Origin of the sequence: Agromyces badenianii (genome assembly GCF_003070885.1) — a bacterium.
Classification (GTDB): domain Bacteria; phylum Actinomycetota; class Actinomycetes; order Actinomycetales; family Microbacteriaceae; genus Agromyces; species Agromyces badenianii.
Genome location: NZ_CP028913.1, coordinates 2,318,283 through 2,343,346 on the forward strand (window position 1 = coordinate 2,318,283; position 25,064 = coordinate 2,343,346).

22 protein-coding genes and 1 riboswitch are annotated in these 25,064 nt (G+C 70.9%); of the genes, 11 read left to right on the plus strand and 11 right to left on the minus strand.

The annotated features are described in order from the left end of the window. Window positions 1-6: 6 nt before the first annotated feature. A riboswitch (ZMP/ZTP riboswitch) is annotated at window positions 7-87 on the minus strand. 108 nt (window positions 88-195) lie between these two features. The 9 genes from DCE93_RS10995 (at window position 196) to DCE93_RS11035 (ending at window position 10,098) form a co-directional block, all read left to right on the plus strand. Further along, window positions 196-1,725, plus strand: coding sequence for a beta-N-acetylhexosaminidase (locus tag DCE93_RS10995; RefSeq protein ID WP_244284157.1), 1,530 nt, complete (start codon window positions 196-198; stop codon window positions 1,723-1,725). Between the two features lie 127 nt (window positions 1,726-1,852). Further along, a complete protein-coding gene (locus DCE93_RS11000; RefSeq protein ID WP_108596735.1) occupies window positions 1,853-2,251 on the plus strand; it encodes a VOC family protein in 399 nt (132 codons plus the stop codon). 250 nt (window positions 2,252-2,501) lie between these two features. After that, a complete protein-coding gene (locus DCE93_RS11005) occupies window positions 2,502-3,371 on the plus strand; it encodes an SIS domain-containing protein (RefSeq protein ID WP_108596736.1) in 870 nt (289 codons plus the stop codon). Continuing rightward, the gene (locus tag DCE93_RS11010; protein WP_108595917.1) at window positions 3,371-4,345 is read left to right on the plus strand and encodes an ROK family protein; all 975 of its coding nucleotides are present in this window, start codon (window positions 3,371-3,373) and stop codon (window positions 4,343-4,345) included. Before DCE93_RS11005 ends, DCE93_RS11010 begins: the two co-directional genes overlap by 1 nt. A gap of 109 nt (window positions 4,346-4,454) precedes the next feature. Then, window positions 4,455-5,240 carry a DeoR/GlpR family DNA-binding transcription regulator gene (locus DCE93_RS11015; protein WP_108595918.1) on the plus strand — a complete coding sequence of 262 codons (786 nt, stop codon included), beginning with the start codon at window positions 4,455-4,457 and terminating at the stop codon, window positions 5,238-5,240. Then, window positions 5,241-6,398 carry an N-acetylglucosamine-6-phosphate deacetylase gene (nagA, locus tag DCE93_RS11020; protein ID WP_244284158.1) on the plus strand — a complete coding sequence of 386 codons (1,158 nt, stop codon included), beginning with the start codon at window positions 5,241-5,243 and terminating at the stop codon, window positions 6,396-6,398. Between the two features lie 348 nt (window positions 6,399-6,746). After that, a complete protein-coding gene (locus tag DCE93_RS14610) occupies window positions 6,747-8,834 on the plus strand; it encodes a sigma-70 family RNA polymerase sigma factor (RefSeq protein WP_168186209.1) in 2,088 nt (695 codons plus the stop codon). Further along, on the plus strand, window positions 8,831-9,703 hold the full coding sequence (gene purU, locus DCE93_RS11030; RefSeq protein WP_108595920.1) for a formyltetrahydrofolate deformylase: 873 nt from the start codon (window positions 8,831-8,833) through the stop codon (window positions 9,701-9,703). Before DCE93_RS14610 ends, purU begins: the two co-directional genes overlap by 4 nt. 23 nt (window positions 9,704-9,726) lie before the next feature. Continuing rightward, on the plus strand, window positions 9,727-10,098 hold the full coding sequence (locus DCE93_RS11035) for a YrdB family protein (protein ID WP_108596738.1): 372 nt from the start codon (window positions 9,727-9,729) through the stop codon (window positions 10,096-10,098). Between the two features lie 83 nt (window positions 10,099-10,181). On the opposite strand, the gene DCE93_RS11040 is transcribed toward DCE93_RS11035, so the two are convergent. The 9 genes from DCE93_RS11040 to DCE93_RS11080 form a co-directional block, all read right to left on the minus strand. Further along, complete coding sequence (locus DCE93_RS11040) at window positions 10,182-10,967, minus strand: glucosamine-6-phosphate deaminase (RefSeq protein WP_108595921.1); 786 nt, start codon at window positions 10,965-10,967, stop codon at window positions 10,182-10,184. After that, window positions 10,946-11,878 (minus strand): ROK family protein, encoded by a 933-nt coding sequence (locus DCE93_RS11045; protein ID WP_108595922.1) that lies wholly within the window; start codon window positions 11,876-11,878, stop codon window positions 10,946-10,948. Before DCE93_RS11045 ends, DCE93_RS11040 begins: the two co-directional genes overlap by 22 nt. Next, window positions 11,875-13,410 carry a glycoside hydrolase family 3 protein gene (locus DCE93_RS11050; RefSeq protein ID WP_108595923.1) on the minus strand — a complete coding sequence of 512 codons (1,536 nt, stop codon included), beginning with the start codon at window positions 13,408-13,410 and terminating at the stop codon, window positions 11,875-11,877. Before DCE93_RS11050 ends, DCE93_RS11045 begins: the two co-directional genes overlap by 4 nt. Next, a complete protein-coding gene (locus tag DCE93_RS11055) occupies window positions 13,407-14,240 on the minus strand; it encodes a carbohydrate ABC transporter permease (protein WP_108596739.1) in 834 nt (277 codons plus the stop codon). Before DCE93_RS11055 ends, DCE93_RS11050 begins: the two co-directional genes overlap by 4 nt. Window positions 14,241-14,347: 107 nt before the next feature. Further along, a complete protein-coding gene (locus tag DCE93_RS11060; protein ID WP_108595924.1) occupies window positions 14,348-15,334 on the minus strand; it encodes a carbohydrate ABC transporter permease in 987 nt (328 codons plus the stop codon). A 143-nt stretch (window positions 15,335-15,477) separates the two neighbouring features. Continuing rightward, the gene (locus tag DCE93_RS11065; protein ID WP_108595925.1) at window positions 15,478-16,722 is read right to left on the minus strand and encodes an extracellular solute-binding protein; all 1,245 of its coding nucleotides are present in this window, start codon (window positions 16,720-16,722) and stop codon (window positions 15,478-15,480) included. A 69-nt stretch (window positions 16,723-16,791) separates the two neighbouring features. After that, on the minus strand, window positions 16,792-17,994 hold the full coding sequence (locus tag DCE93_RS11070) for an ROK family transcriptional regulator (protein ID WP_420836977.1): 1,203 nt from the start codon (window positions 17,992-17,994) through the stop codon (window positions 16,792-16,794). 232 nt (window positions 17,995-18,226) lie between these two features. Next, entirely contained in the window at window positions 18,227-20,113 is a 1,887-nt protein-coding gene (locus tag DCE93_RS11075; protein ID WP_108595926.1) for a heavy metal translocating P-type ATPase, read from the minus strand. A gap of 163 nt (window positions 20,114-20,276) precedes the next feature. Beyond that, window positions 20,277-21,491, minus strand: coding sequence for an NADP-dependent isocitrate dehydrogenase (locus DCE93_RS11080; protein ID WP_108595927.1), 1,215 nt, complete (start codon window positions 21,489-21,491; stop codon window positions 20,277-20,279). A 172-nt stretch (window positions 21,492-21,663) separates the two neighbouring features. Here DCE93_RS11080 and DCE93_RS11085 point away from each other — a divergent pair, with 172 nt between their 5' ends. Both DCE93_RS11085 and DCE93_RS11090 read left to right on the plus strand, forming a co-directional pair. Then, on the plus strand, window positions 21,664-22,116 hold the full coding sequence (locus tag DCE93_RS11085; protein ID WP_108595928.1) for a GNAT family N-acetyltransferase: 453 nt from the start codon (window positions 21,664-21,666) through the stop codon (window positions 22,114-22,116). Window positions 22,117-22,150: 34 nt separating this feature from the next. Then, window positions 22,151-22,468 carry an MGMT family protein gene (locus tag DCE93_RS11090; protein WP_108595929.1) on the plus strand — a complete coding sequence of 106 codons (318 nt, stop codon included), beginning with the start codon at window positions 22,151-22,153 and terminating at the stop codon, window positions 22,466-22,468. Window positions 22,469-22,512: 44 nt separating this feature from the next. On the opposite strand, the gene DCE93_RS11095 is transcribed toward DCE93_RS11090, so the two are convergent. Next, window positions 22,513-24,303, minus strand: coding sequence for a sensor histidine kinase (locus DCE93_RS11095; protein ID WP_108595930.1), 1,791 nt, complete (start codon window positions 24,301-24,303; stop codon window positions 22,513-22,515). Then, a complete protein-coding gene (locus DCE93_RS11100) occupies window positions 24,303-24,968 on the minus strand; it encodes a response regulator transcription factor (RefSeq protein ID WP_108595931.1) in 666 nt (221 codons plus the stop codon). Before DCE93_RS11100 ends, DCE93_RS11095 begins: the two co-directional genes overlap by 1 nt. Window positions 24,969-25,064 lie beyond the last annotated feature (96 nt).

The following is a 25,064-nucleotide window of genomic DNA, read 5'->3' on the forward strand; positions in this document are numbered from 1 at the left end:
GGAATGCGTACCGGCCCAGGCGTGCGGTCGGTCCGTGCCAGTCGCTCCCCGATGGTATCCATCTGAACGCCAGTTGCGACGAACGAAGCTTAGCAACGGATGCGGCCCGCTGCAGCGATCGCTGCAATGATCAAGTGCGCGATGGCCCGCGTCGAATTGCGTACCTGCACCGCCCTGCAACAGAACGGAGAGGCCGTGACCGGCATCATCCCCGCCCCCGTCGACATCGAGTACACGGATGCTGCGCCCTTCGTGCTGACGGGGCGGTCCCGCTTCGTCGCGGTCGGCGACGCCGCGTCCGTCGCCGAGACCTTCGCCGCCCGGGCGCGCATCGCCACCGGGTTCGACCTGCCCGTCGTCGCTGGCGAGGCCGCGGCATCCGACATCGCGCTCGTCATCGACGCCGACGCCGGTGCCGGCTTCGAGGCATACACGCTCACGAGCGGCGCCGACGGCGTCCGCATCTCGGCGCCAGGCCCCGCAGGACTCTTCTGGGGCACGCAGACGCTCCGGCAGCTCCTGCCGGCCGAGATCGAGCGAGCGGATGCCGCGCGGGTGCCCGCCGAGGGATGGATCGTGCCCGCGGCATCCGTCGCGGACGCCCCTCGCTTCGCCTACCGCGGCTCGATGCTCGACGTGGCGCGCCACTTCTTCCCGGTGGAGGACGTGCTCGACCACATCGACCGCATCGCCCTGCTGAAGCTCAACGTGCTGCACCTGCACCTCACCGACGACCAGGGGTGGCGGCTGCAGATCGACGCGTGGCCCGAACTCACCGGCATCGGCGCATCGACCTCGACCGGCGGCGACGGCGGCGGCTTCTACACGAAGGCGGACTACCGGCGCATCGTCGAGCACGCCGCCGAGCGATTCGTGACCGTCGTGCCCGAGATCGACCTGCCCGGCCACACGAACGCCGCGCTCAGCGCCTACCCCGAACTGAACTGCGACGGCGTCGCTCCGAAGCCGTACGAGGGCACCGAGGTCGGGTTCTCGTCGCTGTGCGCGTCCGCCGAGCGCGCGGAGGCCACCGACCGGTTCCTCGCCGATGTCATGAACGAACTCGCCGCGATGACGCCCGGACCGTGGCTGCACGTCGGCGGCGACGAGTCGCTCGCGACCTCGGAGGCCGACTACCTCGACCTCGTGCGGCGCATCACGGCCGCCGGGGCCGCGACCGGCAAGACCGTGATCGGCTGGCACGAGATGGGCGCGTCGCGCGAACTGCCCGCCGGCACCGTCGGCCAGTACTGGGACTTCGTGACCCCGCGCGAGCGGGCTGCCGAGCTCACGACCTCCTTCGTCGAGCAGGGCGGGAGCGTCATCCTCTCCCCTGCCGACGTCGCCTATCTCGACATGAAGTACCCCGACGACCCCGACGGGCCGCTCGGCCGCAAGCTCGGGCAGCTGTGGGCCGACGGGCCGACGACCCTCGAGGAGGCGTATTCCTGGGAGCCGGCGTCGATCGTGCCCGGCCTCGCGGAGGCCGACATCCTCGGCGTCGAGGCGCCCGTGTGGACCGAGACGATCGCCGCCGCGCCCGAACTCGAATTCATGGTGTTCCCGCGCATCACGGCGATCGCCGAGATCGCCTGGTCGCCCGCGCCGGCCGGCGGGTCCCGCGACGAAGCCGACTTCCACGCCAGGCTCGCCTCGCTCGGCACGCACCTCGACGCCCTCGGCATCGCAGCGCGCAAGGTCGCCGGGGTGACCTGGCTCGAGTAGCGCGACGGGCGCACTCCTCGAGGCGCCGTCCCGCACCGGGCGTCCTCCGGCCCCTACCGGCGTCTCACTGCGCGGGCTAGGCTCTGGCCGGCACGGGAGTGCCGTGCCGCGGAAGGGGAGGATGACGATGTCCGGAGTCGTGCATTTCGAGATCCCGGCTGACGACCAGGACCGGGCGCGGGCGTTCTATTCCAGCGCATTCGACTGGCGCCTCGACGCCATGCCGGAACTGCAGTATACGAACGTCGTGACGACCCCCGTCGACGAGGCGACACAGACGCCGCTCGAGTCGGGGGCGATCAACGGCGGCATGTTCGAGCGCACCGCCGCACTCGCGAATCCGATCATCACCGTCGATGTCGCCGACATCGACGCCGCTCTCGATCGGATCGTCGGGCTCGGCGGAGCGGTGGTGCAGGCGAAGACCGCGATACCGGGCATGGGGTACTTCGGCTACTTCCGCGACACCGAGGGCAACGTCCTCGGACTGTGGACCACGGCTCCCGACGCCGCGGCCGACGCCTGATCCCTCTCGAGGCGCGGGTGGCGGATGCCGCGGCATCCGCTCGGCGTCACGTGACGCTGCTCGCCGTGAGTCCGCCGACGAGGCGCTTCTCGATGATCATGAACAAATGACCACGGGCTTCTGCACCTGATCGACTCGCACGTCATGTCGCGAAACGATCACATGCCTGATCGAAAATTCTGGTTATGCTCAGTTGCAATCACTTTTCGGGCAATGTGGAGGAACGATGATCACGGGCGAACGCGAACAGATGGCAATCGAGCTCGGCTCGCAGCCCGAGATGTGGGCCAGGGCCGCCGAGCTCCGTGCCGAGCAGTCGCTGCTCCCCGCGCGCGGCGAACGCATCGCCGTGGTGGGGTGCGGCACCTCCTGGTTCATCGCGCAGTCGTACGCATCGCTGCGCGAAGCCGGCGGTCACGGCGAGACCGATGCCTTCGCGGCATCCGAGGCCTTCGTCGACCGCGGCTACGACGCCGTCATCGCACTGACCCGGTCGGGCACCACGACCGAGGTGCTGCAGCTGATCGACGGCCTGCGCGGCCGGGTGCGCACCATCGGCCTCATCGGCGACGCCGAATCACCGCTCGTCGACCTCGTCGACCAGGCCGTGACCATTCCCTTCGCCGATGAACGATCGGTCGTGCAGACCCGATTCGCCACAACGGCGTTCGCGCTGTTCCGCGCCGCGCTCGGTGAAGACCTGACCGGCGCGATCGCCGATGCCGAACGCGCCGTCGCCGAAGAGCTCGACCCCGTGCTGACCGACGCGGAGCAGTACACCTTCCTCGGCCGCAACTGGTCGGTCGGCCTCGTCCAGGAGGCGGCCATCAAGATGCGCGAGGTCTCGCAGTCGTGGACCGAGTCGTACCCGTCGATGGAGTACCGGCACGGCCCGATCGCGATCGCCGCACCCGGCCGGGTGACCTGGCAGTTCGGCGAGGCTCCCGAGGGCCTCGCCGACGACGTGGCCGCGACGGGCGCCCACTTCGAGGCCGGCGCGCTCGATCCGATGGCCGAGCTCGTGCGCGTGCAGCGCGTGGCACTCGCCCGCGCCCGCGCCCGTGGCCTCGATCCCGATGCGCCGCGCAACCTCAGCCGTTCCGTCGTCCTCGACGCGTGATGGTCGAGCACCCGACGCACGCCCCGACACTGCTCGGCCCGGGCGACGCGGTGCTCGCCTTCGACGTCGGCGGCACCGACACGAAGTCGGCCCTCGTCGACGCGTCGGGTCGCGTGCTCGGGCTCCGTCGCACACCGACGCCGCTCGATCCGTCAGACCCCGCCGGCACGATCGTCGCGAAGCTCGCCTCGCTCGCGGGCGAGCATCTGGCCGGCGCCCCGGGCGTCCGGCCGATGGCCGCCGCGATCAGCGTGCCCGGCCTCGTCGACGAGGTCACCGGTGTCGGCATGTTCGCCTCGAACCTCGGCTGGCGCGACGCCCCCATCCGATCGCTCGCCGAGGCGGCGCTCGGCCTCCCGGTCGCATTCGGCCACGACGTGCGCGCGGCGGGCGACGCCGAGCACCGGCTCGGTGCCGCTCGCGCGTACGGCGACGTCGTCGTGCTCGCGATCGGCACCGGCATCGCGAGCGCGCTCGTGCTCGGCGGCCGCCCGTACGCGGGCGGCGGCTACGCCGGCGAGATCGGCCATTCGCTCGCCGACCCGTTCGGCGAGCGGTGCGCGTGCGGCGCCATCGGATGCCTGGAGACGATCGCCTCCGCGGGCGCGATCGCACGGCGGTACTCCGTGGCATCCGGCACGCCCGTGGCCGGAGCACGCGAGGTGCTCGACGCGGCGACCGCGGGAGATCCCGTCGCCAGACGGGTGTGGGACGACGCCGTCGAGGCACTCGCCGAAGCGCTCGCGCGCCTCGTCGCGGTGCTCGCCCCCGAGGCCGTGGTGATCGGCGGCGGCCTCGCCCAAGCGGGCCACGCACTCTTCTCGCCGCTCGGCGAGCGACTCGACGCGCTGCTCAGCTTCCACCGCCGCCCAGTGCTCGTGCACGCCGAACTCGGCGACGACGCGGGGCTCCTCGGCACGGCGCTCGCGGCCCGCGACCTCGCTGCCGCGCGAGCCCGGGGCGGTGCGCCGTGATCCTCACCGTGACGCCGAACCCGGCACTCGACCCGACCTGGCGCGTCGATCAGCGGCGACCGGGTGAGACCCGTCTCCTGCGCCTCTTCGCCGGAAAGGACCCCAACGGATGAACCGTGCAGAGCGCCTGAGCGCCGTGCTCGACCTCCTCGCCGAGGGCGGCCAGGTCGACGTCGACCAGATCGTTGCGCGTCTCGAGGTCTCGCCAGCGACGGCGCGACGAGATCTCGATGCGCTCGCCCGGCAGCAGCTCCTCACCCGCACCCGCGGCGGCGCGGTCGCCCACTCGGTCGCCTACGACCTGCCGATCCGCTACAAGAACCAGCAGAATCCGGGCGCGAAAGCCGCCATCGCCGCGGCGGCGAGCGCGCTCGTGCCGCGCGGCGCGGTGGTGGGACTCTGCGGCGGCACCACGGCCACCGCGATCGCCGACGCGCTCATGTCGCGCGCCGACATCATGGAGCCGGCCCCCGACCCGAGCGTCACGGTCGTCACCAATGCGATCAACATCGCCATGCAGCTCGCGATGCGCCCGCAGATCAAGACGGTCGTGACGGGCGGCGTCGTGCACGCCCGCTCCTACGAGCTCGTCGGCGCCTACGCCGACACGGTGCTCGGCAGCATCACCCTCGACCTCGCCTTCATCGGCGTGAACGGCATCGACCCGGCCATCGGGCCCACTTCGCACGACGAACGCGAGGCCGCGGTCAACGCGCTCATGGCGAGCCGGGCCGCGCGTGCGGTGCTCGTGGCCGACTCGTCGAAGATCGACAAGCGGGCGTTCGCGGCGATCGGTCCACGCAGGCTCTTCTCCACCGTCATCACCGACTCGGGGCTGACCCGCGACCAGCACGATCGACTCGTCGACGCGGGCTACGACGTTATCGTTGCTTAGGTGAGCACCGCGCCCGTCATCATCCACTCCGCGCTCCTCGTGAGCGGCACCGACACCGTCGCCGATGCCTGGGTTCGGTTCGACGGCGACCGGGTGGCCGCTCGCGGCATCGGCGACGACTGGCGCGACGAGGTGGCCGAGGTCGCCGAGGTGACGGATGCCGCGGGGCGCTTCCTCACCGCCGGATTCATCGACATCCATTGCCACGGGGCCGGCGGAGCGGCCGTCGACGAAGGCGACGACGGCATCGAGACCGTGCTCGCCGTGCACAACGCGCACGGCACGACCCGCTCGGTGCTCTCGCTCGTGACGGCGCCGGTCGAACGGCTGGCGAACCAGCTGTCGACGATCGCCCGGTTCGCGGAGCGCGATCCGCGCGTGCTCGGCGCTCACCTCGAGGGGCCGTTCCTCGACCGGGAGTTCCGCGGTGCGCACGACCCCGGCCTGCTCCGCGCCCCCGACGAGGCGTCCGTCGAACTGCTGCTCGATGCGGCCGGCGGCACCCTTCGGCAGATCACGATCGCCCCCGAGCACGACGGCGCGATGCAGGCGATCGCGCGGTTCGCCGAGGCTGACGTCAAGGTCGCCGTCGGGCACACCGGCGCCGACTTCGAGACGGCACTCGCCGCCTTCGACGCGGGGGCCACGATCCTCACCCATGCCTTCAACGGCATGCGCGGCATCCACCATCGCGCCCCCGGGCCGGTCGTCGCCGCGATGCGCGCAGACCAGGTCACCCTCGAGATCATCAACGACGGAGTGCACGTGCATCCCGATGTGGTGAGACTCGCCTTCGCCGGCGCCCCGGGCCGAGTGGCGCTCGTCACCGACGCGATGGCCGCGACCGGCTCGGCAGACGGGGTGTACGTGCTGGGCTCGCTCGAGGTCGTCGTCACCGACGGCGTCGCGCGCCTCCGAGAGGGCGGCTCGATCGCGGGTTCGACGCTCACGCAAGACGACGCCCTGCGGCGCGCGGTGTTCGACTGCGGCATCTCGCTCCACGAGGCGGTGGGTGCGCTCACGGTCACACCCGCCGCCGCGATCGGTCGGGCGGGCGACCTCGGCCTGCTCGACCGGGGATTCGCCGCGGACGCGGTGCTCCTCGACGCGGAGCTGCGTGTCGAGGCGGTGTGGGGCGCCGGGCGGCGTCTGGCCTGACCGAGACGGGGTTCGGAGGCGTGTTCCCCATCGCCTCCGAAACCCCAGCCCGTTCGAGCGCGTGCATCGTTCCCCCGATGCTCATCGCTCGGGTGCCGGCTCGGCCGGCGCCCGCCTCGGACGGTTCGCCCGGGACGGCGGTGGAGCGGAATTCGCCTCCACCTGAGAGACGGCGCGCAGAGGGATCTATGACGCGCATTGGCGGAGAAAATCCCGATCGAGCGTTTCCCAGGGATTTCTGCTGGAATGTACCCACCCCGCCACTCGCGTCGTGAACCCGTCTCGACGCGTCTCTCCTGTGGAGCCGATGCGCTCCATGGCGAGTCCCCTTACCCGAAGGAGGCCGTCGTGCCGCCGCTGCGTACCGACCGTACGGCCGACGCCACGCTCATCGAACGCGCGCGCACTGGCGACCGTTCGGCGTACGCCGAGCTCTGGGAGCGGCACTCGGCCTCGGCCCGCACGGTCGCGCGCTCGTACAGCTCGCTCGACCCCGACGACCTGGTCGCCGAGTCGTTCACGAAGATCTACAGCGCGATCCTGGCCGGCGGCGGGCCGAGCGGCGCCTTCCGCCCGTACCTCTTCACGACGATCCGCAACACGGCCGCGGGGTGGGGCCGCGCCCGCCACGAGACCACGCTCGAGACCCTCGAATCCTTCGAGGACCCGGCGACGAGCGAATCGGCCGCGCTCGATGCGCTCGACCGCGGGGCCACCGCGCAGGCGTTCCGCGCGCTGCCGACGCGATGGCAGGAGGTGCTCTGGTACTCCGAGGTCGAGAACATGACCCCCCAGCAGATCGCGCCCCTGCTCGGCATGAGTGCCAACAGCACGGCGGCCCTCGCCTATCGTGCCCGCGAGGGTCTGCGACAGGCGTGGATCCAGGCGCACCTGCGCAATCCCGCCAACGACCCCGAGTGCCGGTGGACGATCGATCGGCTCGGCAGCTACACGCGCGGCAAGCTCCGCGGCCGTGAGACGACTCGCCTCGAGGCGCACCTCGACGACTGCGCCCGGTGCACGATCGTCGCGGCGGAGGCCCGCGACGTCGGCTCGCGCCTCGCACTCGTGCTGCTGCCGCTGACCGCCGGCATCGGCGGGGCGACCGCGTATGCGGCCTGGCTCTCGCAGGGCGCACCGGCCACCGACCTCGCGCTCGGTGCCGCCGGTTCGACCGCGGTGGTCTCGGGTATGCACGGCACCGCCGGTGCCGCCGGTGCCGCCGGTGCCGCCGGTGGGACCGGTACTGCCGGCGGGTCGGCCGGCGCCGGCTCCGGGGCTGGTGGTGCCGCGAGCGCGGGTGCCGGCGGCGCGGGAGCCGCCGGGGTGGGCGCCACGGGGGCTTCGACGGCCGCGGGCATCGCCGGAGCCGTCGGAGGCACCGGGGTCGCCATCGGCGCCGGGGTCGGCGTGCTCGCCATCGCGGCAGCGGCGGTCGCCGCGGTCATCATCGTTCCGACCCTCACCCCGGTCGAACAGCCCGCCCCGAACGCCATCGTCGCCGAGGCGGCGCCCGACTCGGCCCGCAGCATCATTCCCGACGTCGCGGACGACGCTCCGCTCCCGGTCGTGCAGCCGATCCTGCCGGTGCCGGAGACCCTGCTGCCGATTCCCGGCGACGGGGCGGAACCGGACCTGCCGGGCCCGCTGCCCGCACCCGTCCCCGCCCCGGCGCCGAGCATCGGCCCGATACCCGTTTCGCAACCCGAGCCCAAACCCGAACCGGAACCCGTCGACATCGAGGCGCTGCCGCCGGTGCTGTTCGAACCCGACACGGCGAACAACCGCGTCGACCCCGATCTCAGCGGCACCGCCGAACCCGCAGCCGTCGTGGTCGTCACGGCCGATGATGCGCGCACCTGGACGACGACCGCCGACGAAGCCGGCGCCTGGACCGCCGCGCCTCGCGGGCTGCGCGCCGGCACGACGACGCTGTCGGTCGTGCAGACCGACTCCGCCGGCAACACCTCGGCGCCGACGGTCGTGCAGGTGACCCTGCTCGCCCCCGCCATGTCGGTTCGCCCCGGCCGCGCGGAGTTCACCGGTCAGGGCGGAGCCTTCGTCGTGGTCGAGCTCGACGGCGCCCGCTACGGCTGGTCGTTCACGCTCGACGCCGGGGGCCGGGCCCACGACACGAATCGGCCGTCGTGGCTCTGGTGGGCCTTCCCCGAGCGGGTCACGGTGCGCTACGAGGTCGATGGCCGCACCGGTCCCGTCTCGCACCCCGTGCGAGCACCGTGGTTCGAGAGCGACGAGGGCCTCACCGAGGCGCCAGAAGCGCCAGAGGCCCCCGAAGCATCCGAAGCGCCCGACGTGCCCGAGGCCCCCGAGGTGCCCAAGGCACCCGACGTGCCCGACGTGCCCGAGGCACCCGACGTGCCCGAGGCCCCCGAGGTGCCCGAGACACCGCTGCCGGCCGGTAATCTGGGCGGATGACCTCCCGCGCATCCACCGAACACCTGCACCACTGGGTCGTCACGCTCAGCTGCACCGACGGCCCGGGCATCGTGCACGCGGTGAGCGGAGCGATCGTCGCCGCGCGCGGCAACATCACCGAGAGCCAGCAGTTCGCGAGCCTCGACACGGGTCACTTCTTCATGCGCCTCCAGGTGGAGTCGCCGGCCGATCGCGAGGAGATCGAGGCGGCCCTGCACCCGGTCACCGAACACTGGAGCATGCAGTGGCACCTCGATGAGGTCGGCCGACCGCTGCGCACCCTCGTGCTCGCCTCGACGGCCGGGCACTGCGTCAACGACCTGCTGTTCCGCCAGCGTGCCGGGCAGTTGCCCGTGGAAATCCCGCTCGTGCTCTCCAACCACGGCACGCTCCGCGATCTCGTCGACTTCTACGGAGTGCCCTTCGAATCCCACGCGGTGACGGATGCCGCGTCGAAGGCCGATTTCGAACGGCGGGTGCTCGCCGCGGTCGACGACCACGACATCGAGCTCGTCGTGCTGGCCCGCTACATGCAGATCCTCTCCCCTGAGCTCTGCGCCGCCCTCGAGGGTCGCTGCATCAACATCCACCATTCGTTCCTGCCGGGCTTCAAGGGTGCGAACCCCTACCGGCAGGCGCACGCCCGCGGCGTCAAGCTCATCGGGGCGACGGCGCACTTCGTGACGAGCGACCTCGACGAGGGCCCGATCATCGAGCAGAACGTCGTGCGGGTCGATCACTCGCGCAGCCCGAGTGAACTCGTCGCGATCGGTCAAGACGAGGAGAGCCGCACGCTCAGCCAGGCGGTCAAGTGGTTCTCCGAACGCCGGGTGCTCGTCGACGGCGCGCGCACGATCATCTTCCGCTGACGACGCGGGTAGGCTTGAACGTCGTGAGCGACGCACGACAGCACGACGACCGGCAGCCGAAGATCGGGCCGAACGACATCCTCCGCTTCTTCCTCGAGCTCTTCGCGTTCGTCTCGCTCGGCATCTGGGGGTTCGTGGCCTTCCCCCTGCCGTGGCCGGGGGTGCTCGTCGGCATCGGCGCGCCGCTGCTCGCAATCCTCGTTTGGGCGCTGTTCGTCTCGCCCAAGGCCGTGCTCCGCATCGACACCTTCGGCAAGGCGATCGTGGAGATCGCGGTGTTCTCCGCTGCCGCAATCGGCTGGTGGACCCTCGGCCAGCCCGTCGTGGCGATCATTTTCGCCGTGGTCGCCGCGGTCAGCGGCATCCTGCACGGCCGCAAGGAACTCGCGGGCTGACGCTCAGGCGACGACGCCCCGACCGACGACGATGGGGTGGGCGAATGCCGCGGCATCCACTCACCCCATCGGGAGCGCTCGGCTCAGATGCCCTGCCAGGCGGGCTTGTTCGCCCAGGCGTGGCGGTAGTAGTCGAGGTGCTCGAGCTGTGAGGCGGCGGCCTCGTCGACGATGACCGTCGTGTGCGGGTGCAGCTGGATCGCCGAACCGGGCTGGTTGGCCGAGACGGCCCCCTCGACGGCTGCGGCGACGGCGTGCGCCTTGACCTCGCCGAAGGCGAGCAGCACGAGGTGGCGGGCGCGCAGGATCGTTCCGATGCCCTGCGTGATGCAGTGCATCGGCACGTCGTCGGGGGAATCGAAGAACCGCGCGTTGTCGGCTCGGGTCGCTTCGGTGAGGGTCTTGACCCGCGTGTGCGAGGCGAGCGAGGAGCCCGGCTCGTTGAAGCCGATGTGGCCCGTGCGTCCGATGCCGAGAATCTGCAGGTCGACGCCGCCGGCGGCCGTGAGCGCCACCTCGTAGTCGGCTCCCGCGTGCTCGATCGTCGCCGGGTCGCCGTTCGGAACGCGCACGAGTTCGGGCGTGAGCCCGAGGGGCTCGACGACCTCGCGCGTGATCACCGCGCGATAGCTCTCGGGGTGGCCGGCCGGCAGCCCGACATACTCGTCGAGCGCGAAGCCGCGCACGCCGCGCACGTCGATCGAGTCGTCTGCGATGCGACGCGCGAGGGCACGGTAGCTCGCGAGCGGCGTGGAACCGGTCGCGAGACCGAGCACGACGTCGGGCTTCGAGCGGATGAGTGAGACGATCGTGTCGGCGACGAGGGCGCCGGCGGCGGCCTCGTTCTCTACGATGACGACTTCAGCCATTGATGTTCTCCTACGAGGGCGGCGCCGACGGCGGCCGCGGGGAATCCGAGTGGGATGACCTGCACGCGAGTCGCGAGGTCGAGAGATGCGAGGAAGGCCGACTCGGCCGCCCACTGGTTCAGGATACGGCGTGTGGCGAACAGGAGCGGTTCACCGAGGGCGGCGAGCCCGCCGCCGATCACCACGGCGTCGACGTCGACGGCGAGCACGAGCAGGCGAACGGCCGCGGCGACGCCCTCGAGGAACTCCTCGCGCACCGCGACCGCGCGAGCGTCGCCCGCCTCCGCCGCGTCGAAGAGCTCCCGCGCCGGATGCTCGGAATTCGTGGGCCACGCTCGCGCGATCGCGAGACCCGAGGCGATGGTCTCGAGGCATCCTCGCTGACCGCAGCCGCAGCGCACCCCTGACGGGTCGACGGGCACATGGCCGATCTCGCCGGCGACCCCGTGCCCGCCGCGCAGGAGCCGACCTTCGAGCACCACGCCGGCGGCGAGCCCCGTGCCGAGGTTCAGGTACGCCATCGAGCTCGCGCGGGTGCCGCCGGCGACGCCGAGCAGATGGTGGGCGCCGACCGCCGCCGCCTTCACGTCGTTCTCGACGCGCACGTCGACCCCGAGACGATCGGCCAGACGCGGGCCGAGGTCGAGCCCCTCGAGGCCGAGGTTCACCGCGTGCTCCACCCGGCCCGTCTCACTGTCGACCGCACCCGGGATGCCGATGCCGATCGAGGTGAACGACGAGGCGTCGACCCCCGCGAGTTCGGTCATGCGCTCGACCGTGCGGATCGCGGTCGCGAAGACCGCCTCCGCGCCGAAGCCGGTTGGCATCCGCACCTGATCGCTCAGCTCGCCGTCGGCACCGATCGCCACCGCAGCGGTCTTGGTGCCGCCGATGTCGATGCCGAGCCTCACGGCGCGGCCACCGCGGCCCTGAGCGCGTCGTCGACGAACGCGATCACCGCTTCGCCCAGCAGGCGGGAGGCTCCGAACGTCGCGACGTCGGCGTAGGCCCGGTCATTCGACGGCCAGCCCATGTCGACGGTCACGACGTCGTCGCGAACATGACGCAATGCGTCGATCGCCGCCCGGGCGAAGGGATGCCGGTGCAGGTCCTTGCCCACCACGAGCACCGTTCCGGCGAGCCCTGCCGGGTCGGCGAGTCCGTGCTGCTCCGAGACGGCGACCGTCACGGCGTCGCCGAGCCACGAGGGCCGGCGCGCCGCGTCTTCAGCAGCGAAGGGACCCCACGGGGCGACGCCGACGGCGATGTTCACGACCGTGTCGATGCGCACGACCGTGCCGATGCGGGGGGCCTGCGCCAGACGCGACCGGGCGGCATCCGACACGTCGAACGCGGAGATGACCCGGTCGATCTCGCCCGCGTCGTGCTGCGGTTCGACCGACGCCGCTGCCGTCGGCCCGGCGGGAACCGGCCGCGCCTCTGCGGCGAGCGCGCGCACCCGTGCGGCCGACTCGCGGACCCGCTCCGCCGGGAGACGACCCGCCTGCACCGCGGCCTCGACGGCCTCGACGATCTCGATCATCTGCTCGTGCGAGTTGTCGGAGCCGATGCAGAGCAGGTCGCAACCGGCGGCGAGGGCGCGCACCGCAGCTTCGGGGATGCCGTGCACGCCACTCGCCCCCTTCATGTCGAGGGCGTCGGTGACGATGACGCCGTCGAACCCCAGCTCCCCGCGGAGCAGGCTGTTGAGAATGTGCGGGGAGAGGGTGGCCGGATTCCGGGCATCGAGCTGCGGAATCAGGATGTGCGAGGTCATGATGGTGCGGGTCCCGGCCGCGATCGCGGCGCGGAAGGGTGCGAGTTCGCGCTCGCGGAGGGTCTCGAGCGGCAGGTCGACCACCGGCAGCGCGAGGTGCGAGTCGGTCGCGGTGTCGCCGTGCCCCGGGAAGTGCTTGGCACTGGCCGCGACGCCCGTCTGCTGCAGCGCCGTCACCCACGCCGCGGAATGCCGGGCGACGAGCTCGGGATCGGCGCCGAAGCTCCGCACCCCGATGACGGGGTTGTCGGGGTTCGCGTTCACGTCGACATCGGGTGCGAACGTCACGGTGCATCCGGTCGCGACGAGCGCCTCGCCGACCGCCTGCGCCACCCTGGCCGTCAACTCGAGGTCGTCGATGCGGCCGAGCACGGCGTTGCCGGGGAACGGCGCCCCGCGGTCGTAGAAGAGGCGCGTGACATCCCCGCCCTCTTCGTCGATCGCGATGACGGCGAGCGGGTTGGCCCCGCGGAGCGACGCGTTCAGCGTGCGGAGCTGCTCGGGAGAGGAGATGTTCGGGCCGAAGAGGCAGAGCCCGCCGAGGCCGTCGCGCAGCAGCTCGAGCACCCAGTCGGGCGCTTCGAGACCGTCGAAGCCGGGCAGCAGTGTCGTGAGGATGTCCCGGCGGAGGGTGACGCCCGCGCCGGTCGTGTCGATGGCGGTCATCCCTTGACCGCTCCCGCGACGAGGCCGCCGGTCATGCGGCCCTGCACGAACATGAAGAAGATGACGACGGGCAGGGCGATGAGCGTCGACCCGGCCATGACCGCGCCCCAGTTCGTCGCCTCGGTGGCCGATTGGAACGAGTTCAGCCACGGCGGGAGGGTGAGGTTGTAGCCCTTCAGCAGCAGCAGTGCCATCAGGAACTCGTTCCAGCTCTGGATGAAGGCGAAGATGCCCGTGGAGACGAGGCCCGGCGCGAGCAGCGGGAAGGTGACCCGCCAGAAGGCCTGCGCCTTCGTGCAGCCGTCGATCTGGGCCGCCTCCTCGAGTTCGACCGGCACCCCGGCGACGAAGCCGCGCAGGGTCCAGATCGTGAACGGCACGACCGCGGCGAGGTGCACGATGAACAGGCCGATGAGGGTGTTCATCAGTCGCCAGTCGTCGATCATGTTGTAGATCGTGAACATCATCGCCTCGCCGGGCACCATCTGCACGACGAGCACGCTCACGATGAAGACGACGCGGCCGCGGAAGGCGAATCGGGCGATCGCGATCGACGCCAGGAAGGCGAAGATCGCGCAGACGATGACGACGGTGATGGCCACGATGAGGCTCGAGGCGAGGGCGTGCGGGAAGTCGGTCTGGCCGGGCGCCGCCTCGCGGGTCCACGCCGTGATGTAGTTCTTGACCGTGAAGTCGAGCGGCAGGAAGCTCGGCGTGCGGCTGATGATCTGGTTCGGCGGGGTGAACGAGAGGTTCACCATCCAGTAGACCGGGAAGACCGAGGAGATGAAGACGATCAGGGCGAGGATGTTGAACCCGACGCGCCCCATGCGGCGCCGGCCGTGCCCTGGGCGATTGCCGCGGAGGGCGCGATGCTCGACGACCCCGAGGTCGGTGCGGGCGGGCTGCTCGGCGATCTGGATGGCGGGCGTGATGCTCACAGCTCCTCCTCCTTCAGGGTGTTGCGGACGTTGAAGTAGGAGATGGCCATGAGCAGGACCACCATGAACACGCCGATGGCGGCGGTCACGCCGAACTCGCCGAGGCCCTGACGGAACAGGTAGGTGCCGAGCACGTTCGTCTCGCTCGCGATGCCGCCCTGCTGCTGCAGCGCGTAGACCTGTGTGAAGATGCGCATGTTCCAGATCGTCTCCAGCACGATCACCGCGGTGATGATGTTGCGCATGTACGGCAGCACGATCAGCCTGAAGCGCTGCCAGGCGCTCGCGCCGTCGAGCGCGGAGGCCTCGAGCACCTCGTCGGGCACCTGGCCGAGACCGGCGTAGAAGGTGAATGCGGCGAACGGCACGCTCTGCCACACGATGAGGATCGTGAGCACCATCATGAACGACCACGGGTCGATGAGCCACGAGTGGCCGCGGAAGTCGTTGGTGCCGGTCATGGTGTTGAGGGCCCAGTTGACGAGGCCGTAGTCGGTGTCGAAGATCCAGCCCCAGACGACCGTCGCCGAGAGCGGCGGCATCGCCCAGGCGAGCAGCAGGCCGATCGAGACGGTGAGGCGCCAGCCCTTCGTGAGCTTGGTCATGAGCATGGCGACGAGCATGCCGAGCGCGATGATGAGCACCGTCAGCACGACCATGAGGCCGAGGCTGCGAGCGAGCACCGCCGGGAAGTCCGACTTCGTGAAGACCTCGATGTAGTTGTCGAAGCCCACGAAGTCGGGCGCGGTGCCGAGCATCTTGTTCTTGATCTCGAGGTTCGTGAACGAGTTGATGAACATCACGATCGTCGGGTAGACGACCATGACGCCGAGCAGCACGATGCTCGGGGCGAGCAGCAGCCATGGCGCCCAGGGCAGCGGCGCCTTGCCGTGTCGGTCGCCCGAGGCGCTGCGCGATGAACGGGATGGTCGGGTCTTCGGCGTGCGCGGCGCTGCGTCAGGCTCGGTGAGGGTTGCGCTCATGGCTGCTCCTCGAATGTGTCGCGGGGGGAATCGCGGAGATGACTGATGGTACGTCTCGGGCACGGCGGCGGTGGCGTGCCGGAGGGAGTCGTGGAAGCGGGGGCGGAGCTGTGTGGGACTCCGCCCCCGCGGGTCTCAACGGGCTAGCTGTTGAGGATCTCCTCGATCTGCGCGTCGAGGTCGGCTGCGATCGACGCCACGTCGCCACCCTGGGCGATCTTCACGAGCGCCTCCTGGATGATCTGCGCGGCCTCGACCTCGGCCCACTTCGGCGTCGTCGGGGTGACCTTCGAGTTCTCGAGCGCGACGGCCTGGGCCTTCGCGATCTCGGTGTCGGGCAGCGAAGCCGCCGCCGCCGTGAGGCCCGGGGTCAGGCCGCCCTCGGCGAGAAGCGTCTGGTAGCCCTCGCCCGCCATGATGTCGAGCGCGGCGCGAGCCTGCTCGGGGTTGGCGCTCTTCGTCGCGACGGCGACGTTCGAGCCGCCGGCGAAGATCGGCGCGGTCTCGCCGGCTTCGAGGCCCGGCAGCGCGAAGGCGCGCAGGTCGGAGCCGTAGGTGTCGGGGCAACCCGGCGCCTCGGCGTCGGCCGGAGCCGTGATCGACCACTGCACCCACGCGGGAGCCGAGAGGAAGACGTCTTCACCGGCGCAGAAGGGAACCTGCGGGTCGGTCTCGTCGCCGTCCTTGGCCGCGTTGGAGGCGTTCAGGTAGACGTCCTGCAGCTGCGTCAGGCCCTCGACGCCGCCCTCGCTCGAGAAGCCGGCCTTCCACTCGTCGCCCTCCTGCTCGGCGATGAAGCCGCCGTACGCCCAGACGTAGGGCAGCGCGTTGTACCAGTCGCGACCCGGCGCCCAGATGCCCGAGCGGGTGTCGGTCCTCAGCGCCGTGCCCGTCGCCACGTACTCGTCGAGCGTGGTCGGAACCGGCGTCGCGCCGAGGATCTGCTCGCTGTAGAACACGATGCGGCCGCCGGCGTAGTACGGCGCGGCGTAGAGCTCGCCGTCGTACGTGGCGGATTCGACGAGGCCGGGCAGGTAGTCATCGGCCGGGAAGTCGGAGAGCGGCAGGAACAGGCCCTGGTCCGCGAAGCTCGCGGTCTGGGTGTTGCCGACCTCGACCACGTCGGGCGAGTCGTTCGACTGGAGCGCAGCTGCATAGGTGTCGCTCACGTCGGCCCAGGTCTTCTCCTCGACGGTGAGGGTCCAACCTTCGTTCTCCTCCTCGAAGGTGTCCTTGAGGTACGCGCGGGCGGTGTCGGGGGTGTCGCTGCCGACGACCCAGACGGTGATCTTGCCACCGTCGGCCGACTCGTTGCCACCACCGGCGCTACAACCGGCGAGGGTCAGGGCAGCAGCGGCGCCGAGCGCCACAATGCCGAGTTTCCTCATTTGTCGTTTCCTTTCATGGGGTGGGGGCGGCAGCGGGGGTTCGCTGTCACCCTTGGTGCGTGGAGTCCCTCACGAGACTCCGAGTTGTCCGGATAGGACCATGACGGCCGCGCCGCGCAAGACGATGTCCTGCGCCTGCTCGGTCATCCGGAGCCTCAGATCACGGTTGTGTTCCGCCATCGTCCGGGTCCGGAGCGTGTCGACGGTGGCCTCGTGCAGAGGTCCGTCAAGCAGTTCTGCCGGGCCGCTCAGCACGACCTCGGAGAGGTTCAGCGCACCGACCACGGGAGCGAGCACGATGCCGAGACGCCGGCCCGCCTCGCGGAGGATGTCGTCGCGAGCGGATGCCGCGCCGTCGTGATGCTCGTCGCGCTCGTCGAGCTCGTCGAGCTCGTCGAGCTGAGCGGTCAGCCGCGGAACCGCGAGCCAGGCTTCGAGGCATCCGTCTTTGCCGCAGGCGCAGCGGGGGCCGCCGTCGGTGCCGACGACGACGTGCCCGATCTCACCGGCGGCGAAGCCGCCGCCGATCACGGGCCGGCCGCCGATGATGAGGCCCGCGCCGACACCGTGACCGATCTTGATCAGGAGCAGGTCGTCGTGGTGGGAGGAGCCGTGCTCGGCGAGCACGCCGACGTTCGCGTCGTTGGCGACGTGCACGGGCAGCGCGAACCTCGTGGCGATGCGCTCCTGCAGCGCGATGTCGCTCCAGCCGAGGTTGGGGGCCGATCGTACGACGCCGTGCGGGTCGACGACGCCGGGCGAACCGATGCCGATGCCGAGCACGGGGGTCGTGGTGCGGTCGAGGAGCTTCGCGACGAGGCGCTCGACGAGCACGACCGCGGCCTCGCCAGTGGCGCCGTCGCGGGCGATCTCGTCACGGTCGAGGATCTGACCGTCGAGGTCGACGACTGCGCCCCGGAAGACCTCGTGCTCGGAGAGGTCGACGCCGATGATGTGGAAGGCCTCGCGGTCGACGTCGATGAGGGTCGCCGGCTTGCCGGGGCGGGCGTCTTCGCGCTGCCCGAGCTCGACGACGAGCCCTTCGGCGATGAGCGCGGCGACGAGGTCGGAGACCGTGACCCTCGTGAGCCCGGTCTCGCGGGCGACATCCGCCCGGCTCTGCGCGCCTTCCGTGTAGAGGGTCTGCAGCACGAGTGCGCGGTTGTGCGTGCGGGCGTGCTCCGGCAGCACCTTGCCGGTCGGGCGGAGGGCTCGGGAGCGGCCGAAGATGACTGCGCCGGATGCGGCGGCCGGCAACGATGCGGATGCCACCGTCGAAGCGGCAGACGTCACCGTCGAAACGCCGGATGCCACCGTCGAAGCGGCAGACGCCACCGTCGAGGTGGGGGGCGTCGGCTCCGTCGTGACCGGGCCTCGCTGCGCATCCGTTGCAGTCACGTTTGTTAGTAAACCTTACGAACAAACCTGCCGCAAGGGATCGATCGCACTTCGCGCGGACGTTACCGAGTTGTGACCGGGCACTCCGCCCGGTGCATCCGTCGTCTCAGCCGGTCGTCGCCGTCACCCGCTCGACCGAGGCTGACGCAGGCGACGAGGCCCCCGCGTCGAGACGACCGCCGATCGCGCGGAGCGCCGCGAGGATCGTGACGAGGTCGACCACCTCCTGCAACAGCGCGCCCACCGTCGCCGGGATCACCCCGAACGCCGCGACGAGCATCAGCCCGACGCTCACGACGATGCCGAGCCAGATGCTCTGCAGCGCGATGCGCACGGTGTCGCGGCCGATCTCGACCGCCTTCGCCGTGCGCGAGATGTCATCGACCAGGATCACGGCCGAGGCCGACTCGCTCGCCGCTGTGGCGCCCCTCGCCCCCATCGCGATGCCCACCTCTGCGGCCGCGAGCACCGGCGCGTCGTTCACCCCGTCGCCGACCATGATCACCGGTCGCTCGGCGATGCCGGCGACCTCCTGCACCTTGTCGGCCGGAAGGCAGTCGGCGCGCACCCTGGTGATGCCGAGTTCGGCGGCGATGTGACCGGCGGTCGCCGCGGCGTCGCCCGTGAGCATCATGGTGTGGTGCACGCCGAGTTCGTCGAGACGCTCGAGCGTCGCCTTCGCGTTCTCGCGCAGCCGGTCGCTCGCGAGCAGCGCCCCCGCGAAGCGGCCGTCGACGGCGACGTAGATCGCCAGCTCCCCCGGCGCGATCTCGGTTCGCTTCGCCTCGGGCGCATGCTCGCGCACGAACGCGAACTTGCCGACGACGACCTCGCGCCCGCCGACCTTCGCGGTCACGCCGTTCGTCGCCGCCTCGCGCGCCCACTCGGCCTCGGTCAGCGGCAGCCCGCGGTCCTTCGCCGCTTGGATCATCGAGGTCGCGAGCACGTGCGAGGAGTACTGCTCTGCCGAGGCGACGACCCCGAGCAGCTCGGTCTCATCGAAGCCGTGCTCGGGCCGGATCGCGACGAGCGTCGGCGAGCCGTGCGTGAGCGTGCCGGTCTTGTCGAACACGGCCGTCTTGGCGGCGGAGAGCTGCTCGAGCACTCCCCCGCCCTTGACGATGACGCCGTTCTTCGCGGCTCGGCTCATGCCCCCGATGAAGGCCACCGGGGCGGCGATGAGCAGCGGGCACGGGGTTGCGAGCACGAGCACCTCGGCGAACCGCACGGGGTCGCCCGAGATCCACCAGGCCACCGCGGCGAGCGCGAGCGAGAACACCGTGAACGGCACGGCGTAGCGGTCGGCCAGGCGAACGACGGGCGCCTTCGACGCGGCCGCCTCGGTGACGAGCGCCACGATCTGCTGGTACTGGCTGTTCGCCGCGGATGCCTCGGCGACGACCTCGACCGCCGCCTGGCCGTTGACCGAACCGCTCAGCACCCGGTCGCCGGCGCGCTTCTCGACCGGCACCGACTCCCCCGTGATCGACGACTCGTCCATCGTCGTCTCGCGGGAGCGCAGGGTCGCGTCGACCGGCACGATCTCGCTCGGTCGCACGAGCAGCACGTCGCCGATCTTCACCTGGTCGGCCGTGACCTCGACGATCTCGTCGCCGTCGATGCGGTGCGCGTGTTGCGGCGAGCGGGTGAGCAGGGCATCGAGTTCGCGCTTGGCGCGGCGGTTCGCGTAGTCCTCGAGCGCGGCCCCGCCCGTGAGCATGAGCACCACGACGAGCGCGGCGATGTACTCGCCGACGAGCACGGTCGCGACGATGGCGGTGACCGCGAGGATGTCGAGCCCCCAGTGCCCGCGCAGGATGTCGCGCACCATGCCGACCGCCTGCCAGGCCGCCACGGCGAGGGCGTAGCCGCTGAAGATCCACTGCACGGCGGCGCCCGCTCCGCTGAGGGCGAGCACGATGCCGAGCAGCCCGATGCCGATCGTGAGCGTGACGAGCCAGTACCTGCGAGCGAGCTTCAGGACGCGTGCCATGCCCCCATCCTCCCGCGTGGAGCGAGATTCAGGAGGTATTCGCGCCGGCCGAATCCGCTGGCGACCGCAGGTGCGAACGGCGGAGACGAACGGCGGAGACGAACGGCGGAGACGAACGAGGGGCGGATGCCGCAGCATCCGCCCCTCGACTACACGACGCCGACTAGGCCAGGCGCGTCTTCAGGTTGTCGGCCAGGGTCGCGAGGAACTCCTCGGTCGTCTGGTAGCCCTGCTCGGGGCCGACGAGGAGTGCGAGGTCCTTCGTCATGGCGCCCGACTCGACGGTCGTGATCACGACGTCTTCGAGCGTTGCGGCGAAGTCGATGAGCGCCTGGTTGTCGTCGAGCTTGCCGCGGTGCGCGAGGCCGCGCGTCCAGGCGAAGATCGAGGCGATCGGGTTCGTCGAGGTCGGCTTGCCGGCCTGGTGCTGACGGTAGTGCCGGGTCACGGTGCCGTGCGCCGCCTCGGCCTCGACGACCTTGCCGTCGGGAGTGGCGAGCACCGAGGTCATCAGGCCGAGCGAGCCGAAGCCCTGCGCGACGGTGTCGGACTGCACGTCGCCGTCGTAGTTCTTGCAGGCCCAGACGTAGCCGCCCTCCCACTTCATGGCCGAGGCGACCATGTCGTCGATGAGGCGGTGCTCGTAGGTGAGGCCTGCCTCGTCGAACGCTGCCTTGAACTCGGTGTCGAAGATCTCCTGGAAGATGTCCTTGAAGCGGCCGTCGTAGGCCTTCAGGATCGTGTTCTTCGTCGAGAGGTAGACGGGGTAGTTGCGCGAGAGGCCGTAGTTCAGCGAAGCGCGGGCGAAGTCGCGGATCGAGGCGTCGAGGTTGTACTGCACCTGCGCGATGCCGTCGCCCGGCGACTGGTAGACCTCGAACTGCTGCGGCTCGCCGCCGTCTTTCGGAGTGAACGAGACCGAGAGGGTGCCCTCGCCCTTGAAGAGGAAGTCGGTGGCGCGGTACTGGTCGCCGAAGGCGTGACGGCCGATGATGATGGGCTTGTTCCAGCCCGGCACGAGACGCGGGATGTTCGAGATGATGATGGGCTCGCGGAAGATGACGCCGCCGAGGATGTTGCGGATCGTGCCGTTCGGCGACTTCCACATCTTCTTCAGGCCGAACTCCTCGACGCGCGCCTCGTCGGGCGTGATCGTCGCGCACTTGACGCCGACGCCGTGCTTCTGGATCGCGTGGGCCGCGTCGATCGTGATCTGATCGTCGGTCTCGTCGCGCTTCTGGATCGAGAGGTCGTAGTACTCGAGGTTCACGTCGAGGTACGGGTGGATCAGCGTGTCTTTAATGGCCTGCCAGATGATGCGCGTCATCTCGTCGCCGTCGAGCTCGACGACGGTACCGGCAACCTTGATCTTCGACAAAGTGGATGTCTCCTTGATTGTGTGGGGGAAACGGGGAGCTTTCGGGGCGGTCGGACACGCCGCCTGCCAGCTTACCGTCTCGACCGAATATCTCGACATCGAGACAAACTGGCCGACGGGATGTGGCGGCTCGGCTATCGACACGGCCGCCGCACGGGTTAGCCTTGGCAGCATGGCTGAGCTCAGACTGGAAGACCTGTCGGCGTCGAACATCGTGGCGGCGAACTCGCTGTCGCTCAAGCCGGGCCAAGAGCAGTTCATCGCCCCGGTCACCTACTCCGCCGAGTCCTCGGTCGTCGATCCGGCCACCGCATGGCAGCGCGTCGCCCTCCTCGACGACCGCGTCGTCGGGTTCATCCACGGCAACTTCGATCCCGAGAACGAGCACGAGGAGTTCCGGGCGTGCATCTGGCGCATCAACGTCGACGCCGAGGTGCAGGGCAAGGGTGTCGGCCGATTCCTCGCCACGGCCCTCGCCGAAGAGGCCAAGCGCCGCGGCTTCGACCGCATCACCGTGCTGTGGGAGCCGGGCGAAGAGGGCCCTGAGGCGTTCTTCCACCGCATCGGCTTCACCGATATCGGCGAGACCGCGTACGGCGATGTCATCGGCGCGCTCGCGCTCTGACCCGGGTCATCCGATCGTCGATCGCGCCGGGCGGATGCCGCAGGGGCCCGCCGACGGCTTCGTCGAGGCCGTGCTCGTGGTGGTCGCCGACATCCCGCCCGGTCGGGTCGCCACCTACGGCGACATCGCGGCGCTGCTCGGCTCGCGCGGCGCGCGCGCGGTCGGGCAGGTGATGGCACGCTACGGGGCGGACTCCCCGTGGTGGCGAGTCGTGCGGGCGGGCGGGCGGCCGCCCGCCGGGCATGCGGAGCGCGCTCGACAGCACTACGACGCCGAGGGCACTCCGCTCCGTGCGAGCGCCGACGAAGACGGGTACCGCATCGAGCTCGCCGCCTGCCGCTGGCGGGCCTGAGCGCCCTCGCGAGACCGGGCTCACGACAGCTCCTGCCGCACGGGTCAGTGCGCCGCGAGGCCACCGAGCGGAATGCACACGGTGATCGTCGTGCCGGCGCCGGCCGGGCTCACCACGACCACCCGCCCGCCCACGGCGTCGACCCGGTCGACGAGGCCGAGCATGCCGGTGCCGGCGTCGACGGAAGCGCCGCCGACGCCGTTGTCGCGGATGACGAGCTCGAGTTCGCCGTCGACGACGCGCGCGCGCACCCAACCGCGGGTCGCCTGCGCATGCTTCGCGATGTTCGCGAGCGCCTCGGAGACGACGAAGTACGCCGTCGACTCGACGACCTCCGAGAGCCGGCCCTCGGGCTGCACCTCGATCTCGATCGGCACCGGGCACCGGCCGGCGAGCTCGGGCACCGCGAGTGCGAGCCCGCCCGACGAGAGCAGCGACGGGTGGATGCCGTGCGCGAGTTCGCGCAATTCTCTGAGCGCCTGGTTCAGCACTGCGATCGTGCCGTCGAGTTCGGCCTCGAGCGGCTCGACGCCGCGATCCCGGGCCTGGTTCGCCGCGAGCCGCAGGCGCATGCCGAGCGAGACGAGCTGCTGCTGGGCGCCGTCGTGCAGGTCGCGCTCGATGCGGCGCCTCGCCTCGTCGCCGGCCTCGACGATGCGGCTGCGCGACTGGCGAACCTGTTCGAGGGTGCGCTCGATCTCCGACCGCAGCCGTCCGTTGTCGACCGAGAGCCGCAACGCGCTCGAGACGCCGTCGAGCAGGCGCATGTTGTCGGTGAGCACCCGGTCGTGCCGGATGACCGCGATGGGCATGCCGGTGGGCGAGGTGACCGGGAGCAGCCCGTGATCGCCGTGCCGGTCGGGGGGATCCTGGTCGAGCGGCTCCCCCGCGGCATCCGCATACCTGCCCCGCTCCTCGTCCCACCAGAAGACGCGCACCGAGGCGTCGCGGAGCGTCCGTGCGAGCGACTCCGCCCACAGCCCGCGGTCGGCGCCCTCACGGGTGATGCGCATCAGGTCGGCGACCCGGGCGCGCATGTTGCGCGCGTGCGAGATGCCCGCGACGAAGCTGACGGGGATCGAGGCGATCGCCACGAGCGAGACGGTGTCGAGCACGAGGCCGGCCCTGCCCGAGACGGCGTAGGCCGCCGCCTGGGCCGCGAGCGTGACCACCCAGGCGAACAGGGCGACCGGCATGAGGAAGGCCACGGCGCGTGCCGGAACGCTGCCGCGGATCCAGCGCACGAGCAGGCGGCCGGCGATGACGAGCGCGAGCACGACGCCGACGAGGCGGTACCCGACGTCGATCACCGCGAACAGCCCGGGGGCGTCGGCGACGCGGTACGGATTCGGCGCGCAGTCGCAGACCCCCGGTGCCGGCTGGCCGAGCAGGAGCACGCTCACCAGGTAGCCGATCGAGGCGACGAACGCGATGCCGGCGATCCAGCGGTCGACCGTGTCGACGAGCCAGCCGCGCGGGTAGACGAGCACGAGGATGCCGGTGAGCACCGCCCACCACAGGTGGAGGCCGTAGACGAACGGCCAGAGCCAGGCGACGTCCTCGATGACGCGGAGGAACGAGAGCGGAATCCATACCAAGGGGAAGGCGACCATGAGCCGCGCCGGCACCCGCGACGGCCCGATCGCCCACGCCACGCCCGCGCACGCCGCGAACACGAGCGGCACGATCGCATGCATGGTCGTCCACGACATCTCGGGGCGCGCAGCCTCGGGGGTCGCGAGGTATCCCGTCACCTCCATCACGAGGCTCGCCGCCACGACCAGGGCGACGACGATGCTGCGTCTGATGATCCGGCCCTTGCGGCCGGGGGCCATCACCTCGCGCCGAGGAGCGTCAGCACCGCGAGCACCCTCCGGTGATGCTCCGGCGACTCCTCGAGGTCGAGCTTCTGCAGGATGGAGCGCACGTGCGTCTCGACGGTCTTCAGGCCGAGGAAGAGGGCCTGTGCGATGCCGCCGTTGGAGTAACCCTGCGCCATGAGCTCGAGCACCGAGCGCTCACGCTCGGTCAGGCGCGAGAGCGGGTCGTCGGCGCGCGTGCGCTGCACGAGCTGCTCCACGACCTCGGGGTCGACGACCGAACCTCCGGAGGCGACCGTCTCGACGGCGCGGACGAGGGTCTGCGGCTCGGAGACGCGCTCCTTCAGCAGGTAGCCGGTGCCGCTGCCGGTGCCCATGACCCGCAGGGCGTACTCGGGCGTCGCGTACATCGACAGCAGCAGCACCCCGATCGTCGAACCCTGCGCGCGCATCTCCTCGAGCGCGAGGATGCCCTCGTCGCGATAGCTCGGCGGCATGCGGATGTCGAGGACGGCCGCGTCGATGTCACCGCGGGCGGCGATCTCGACCAGTTCGGCGCCGGTGCCGACCGAGGCGACGAGCTCGAGGCCGCCGTCGACGAGCACCTTCGCGATGCCCTCGCGCAGGAGCAGGGCATCATCGGCGATCGCCACGCGCAGGGGACGCGGGTCCGTCTCCATCGCTCCTCCATTTCGAGGGCAGGCGCAACAGCACGGTCCGCCCGCTTGGCCGAGCGTAGCGCGAGATGGGAGTCGCCCGCGCGCCCCGTTCAGGGG

Excerpts from the sequence above, each read along its gene's own strand:
- DCE93_RS11000 (WP_108596735.1), top strand. The coding sequence starts at position 1,853 with ATGTCCGGAGTCGTGCATTTCGAGATCCCGGCTGACGACCAGGACCGG.
- DCE93_RS11005 (WP_108596736.1), top strand. The coding sequence starts at position 2,502 with ATGGCAATCGAGCTCGGCTCGCAGCCCGAGATGTGGGCCAGGGCCGCC.
- DCE93_RS11010 (WP_108595917.1), top strand. The coding sequence starts at position 3,371 with ATGGTCGAGCACCCGACGCACGCCCCGACACTGCTCGGCCCGGGCGAC.
- DCE93_RS11015 (WP_108595918.1), top strand. The coding sequence starts at position 4,455 with ATGAACCGTGCAGAGCGCCTGAGCGCCGTGCTCGACCTCCTCGCCGAG.
- purU (WP_108595920.1), top strand. The coding sequence starts at position 8,831 with ATGACCTCCCGCGCATCCACCGAACACCTGCACCACTGGGTCGTCACG.
- DCE93_RS11040 (WP_108595921.1), bottom strand. The coding sequence starts at position 10,967 with ATGGCTGAAGTCGTCATCGTAGAGAACGAGGCCGCCGCCGGCGCCCTC.
- DCE93_RS11050 (WP_108595923.1), bottom strand. The coding sequence starts at position 13,410 with ATGACCGCCATCGACACGACCGGCGCGGGCGTCACCCTCCGCCGGGAC.
- DCE93_RS11055 (WP_108596739.1), bottom strand. The coding sequence starts at position 14,240 with ATGGGGCGCGTCGGGTTCAACATCCTCGCCCTGATCGTCTTCATCTCC.
- DCE93_RS11060 (WP_108595924.1), bottom strand. The coding sequence starts at position 15,334 with ATGAGCGCAACCCTCACCGAGCCTGACGCAGCGCCGCGCACGCCGAAG.
- DCE93_RS11065 (WP_108595925.1), bottom strand. The coding sequence starts at position 16,722 with ATGAGGAAACTCGGCATTGTGGCGCTCGGCGCCGCTGCTGCCCTGACC.
- DCE93_RS11075 (WP_108595926.1), bottom strand. The coding sequence starts at position 20,113 with ATGGCACGCGTCCTGAAGCTCGCTCGCAGGTACTGGCTCGTCACGCTC.
- DCE93_RS11085 (WP_108595928.1), top strand. The coding sequence starts at position 21,664 with ATGGCTGAGCTCAGACTGGAAGACCTGTCGGCGTCGAACATCGTGGCG.
- DCE93_RS11090 (WP_108595929.1), top strand. The coding sequence starts at position 22,151 with ATGCCGCAGGGGCCCGCCGACGGCTTCGTCGAGGCCGTGCTCGTGGTG.
- DCE93_RS11095 (WP_108595930.1), bottom strand. The coding sequence starts at position 24,303 with ATGGCCCCCGGCCGCAAGGGCCGGATCATCAGACGCAGCATCGTCGTC.
- DCE93_RS11100 (WP_108595931.1), bottom strand. The coding sequence starts at position 24,968 with ATGGAGACGGACCCGCGTCCCCTGCGCGTGGCGATCGCCGATGATGCC.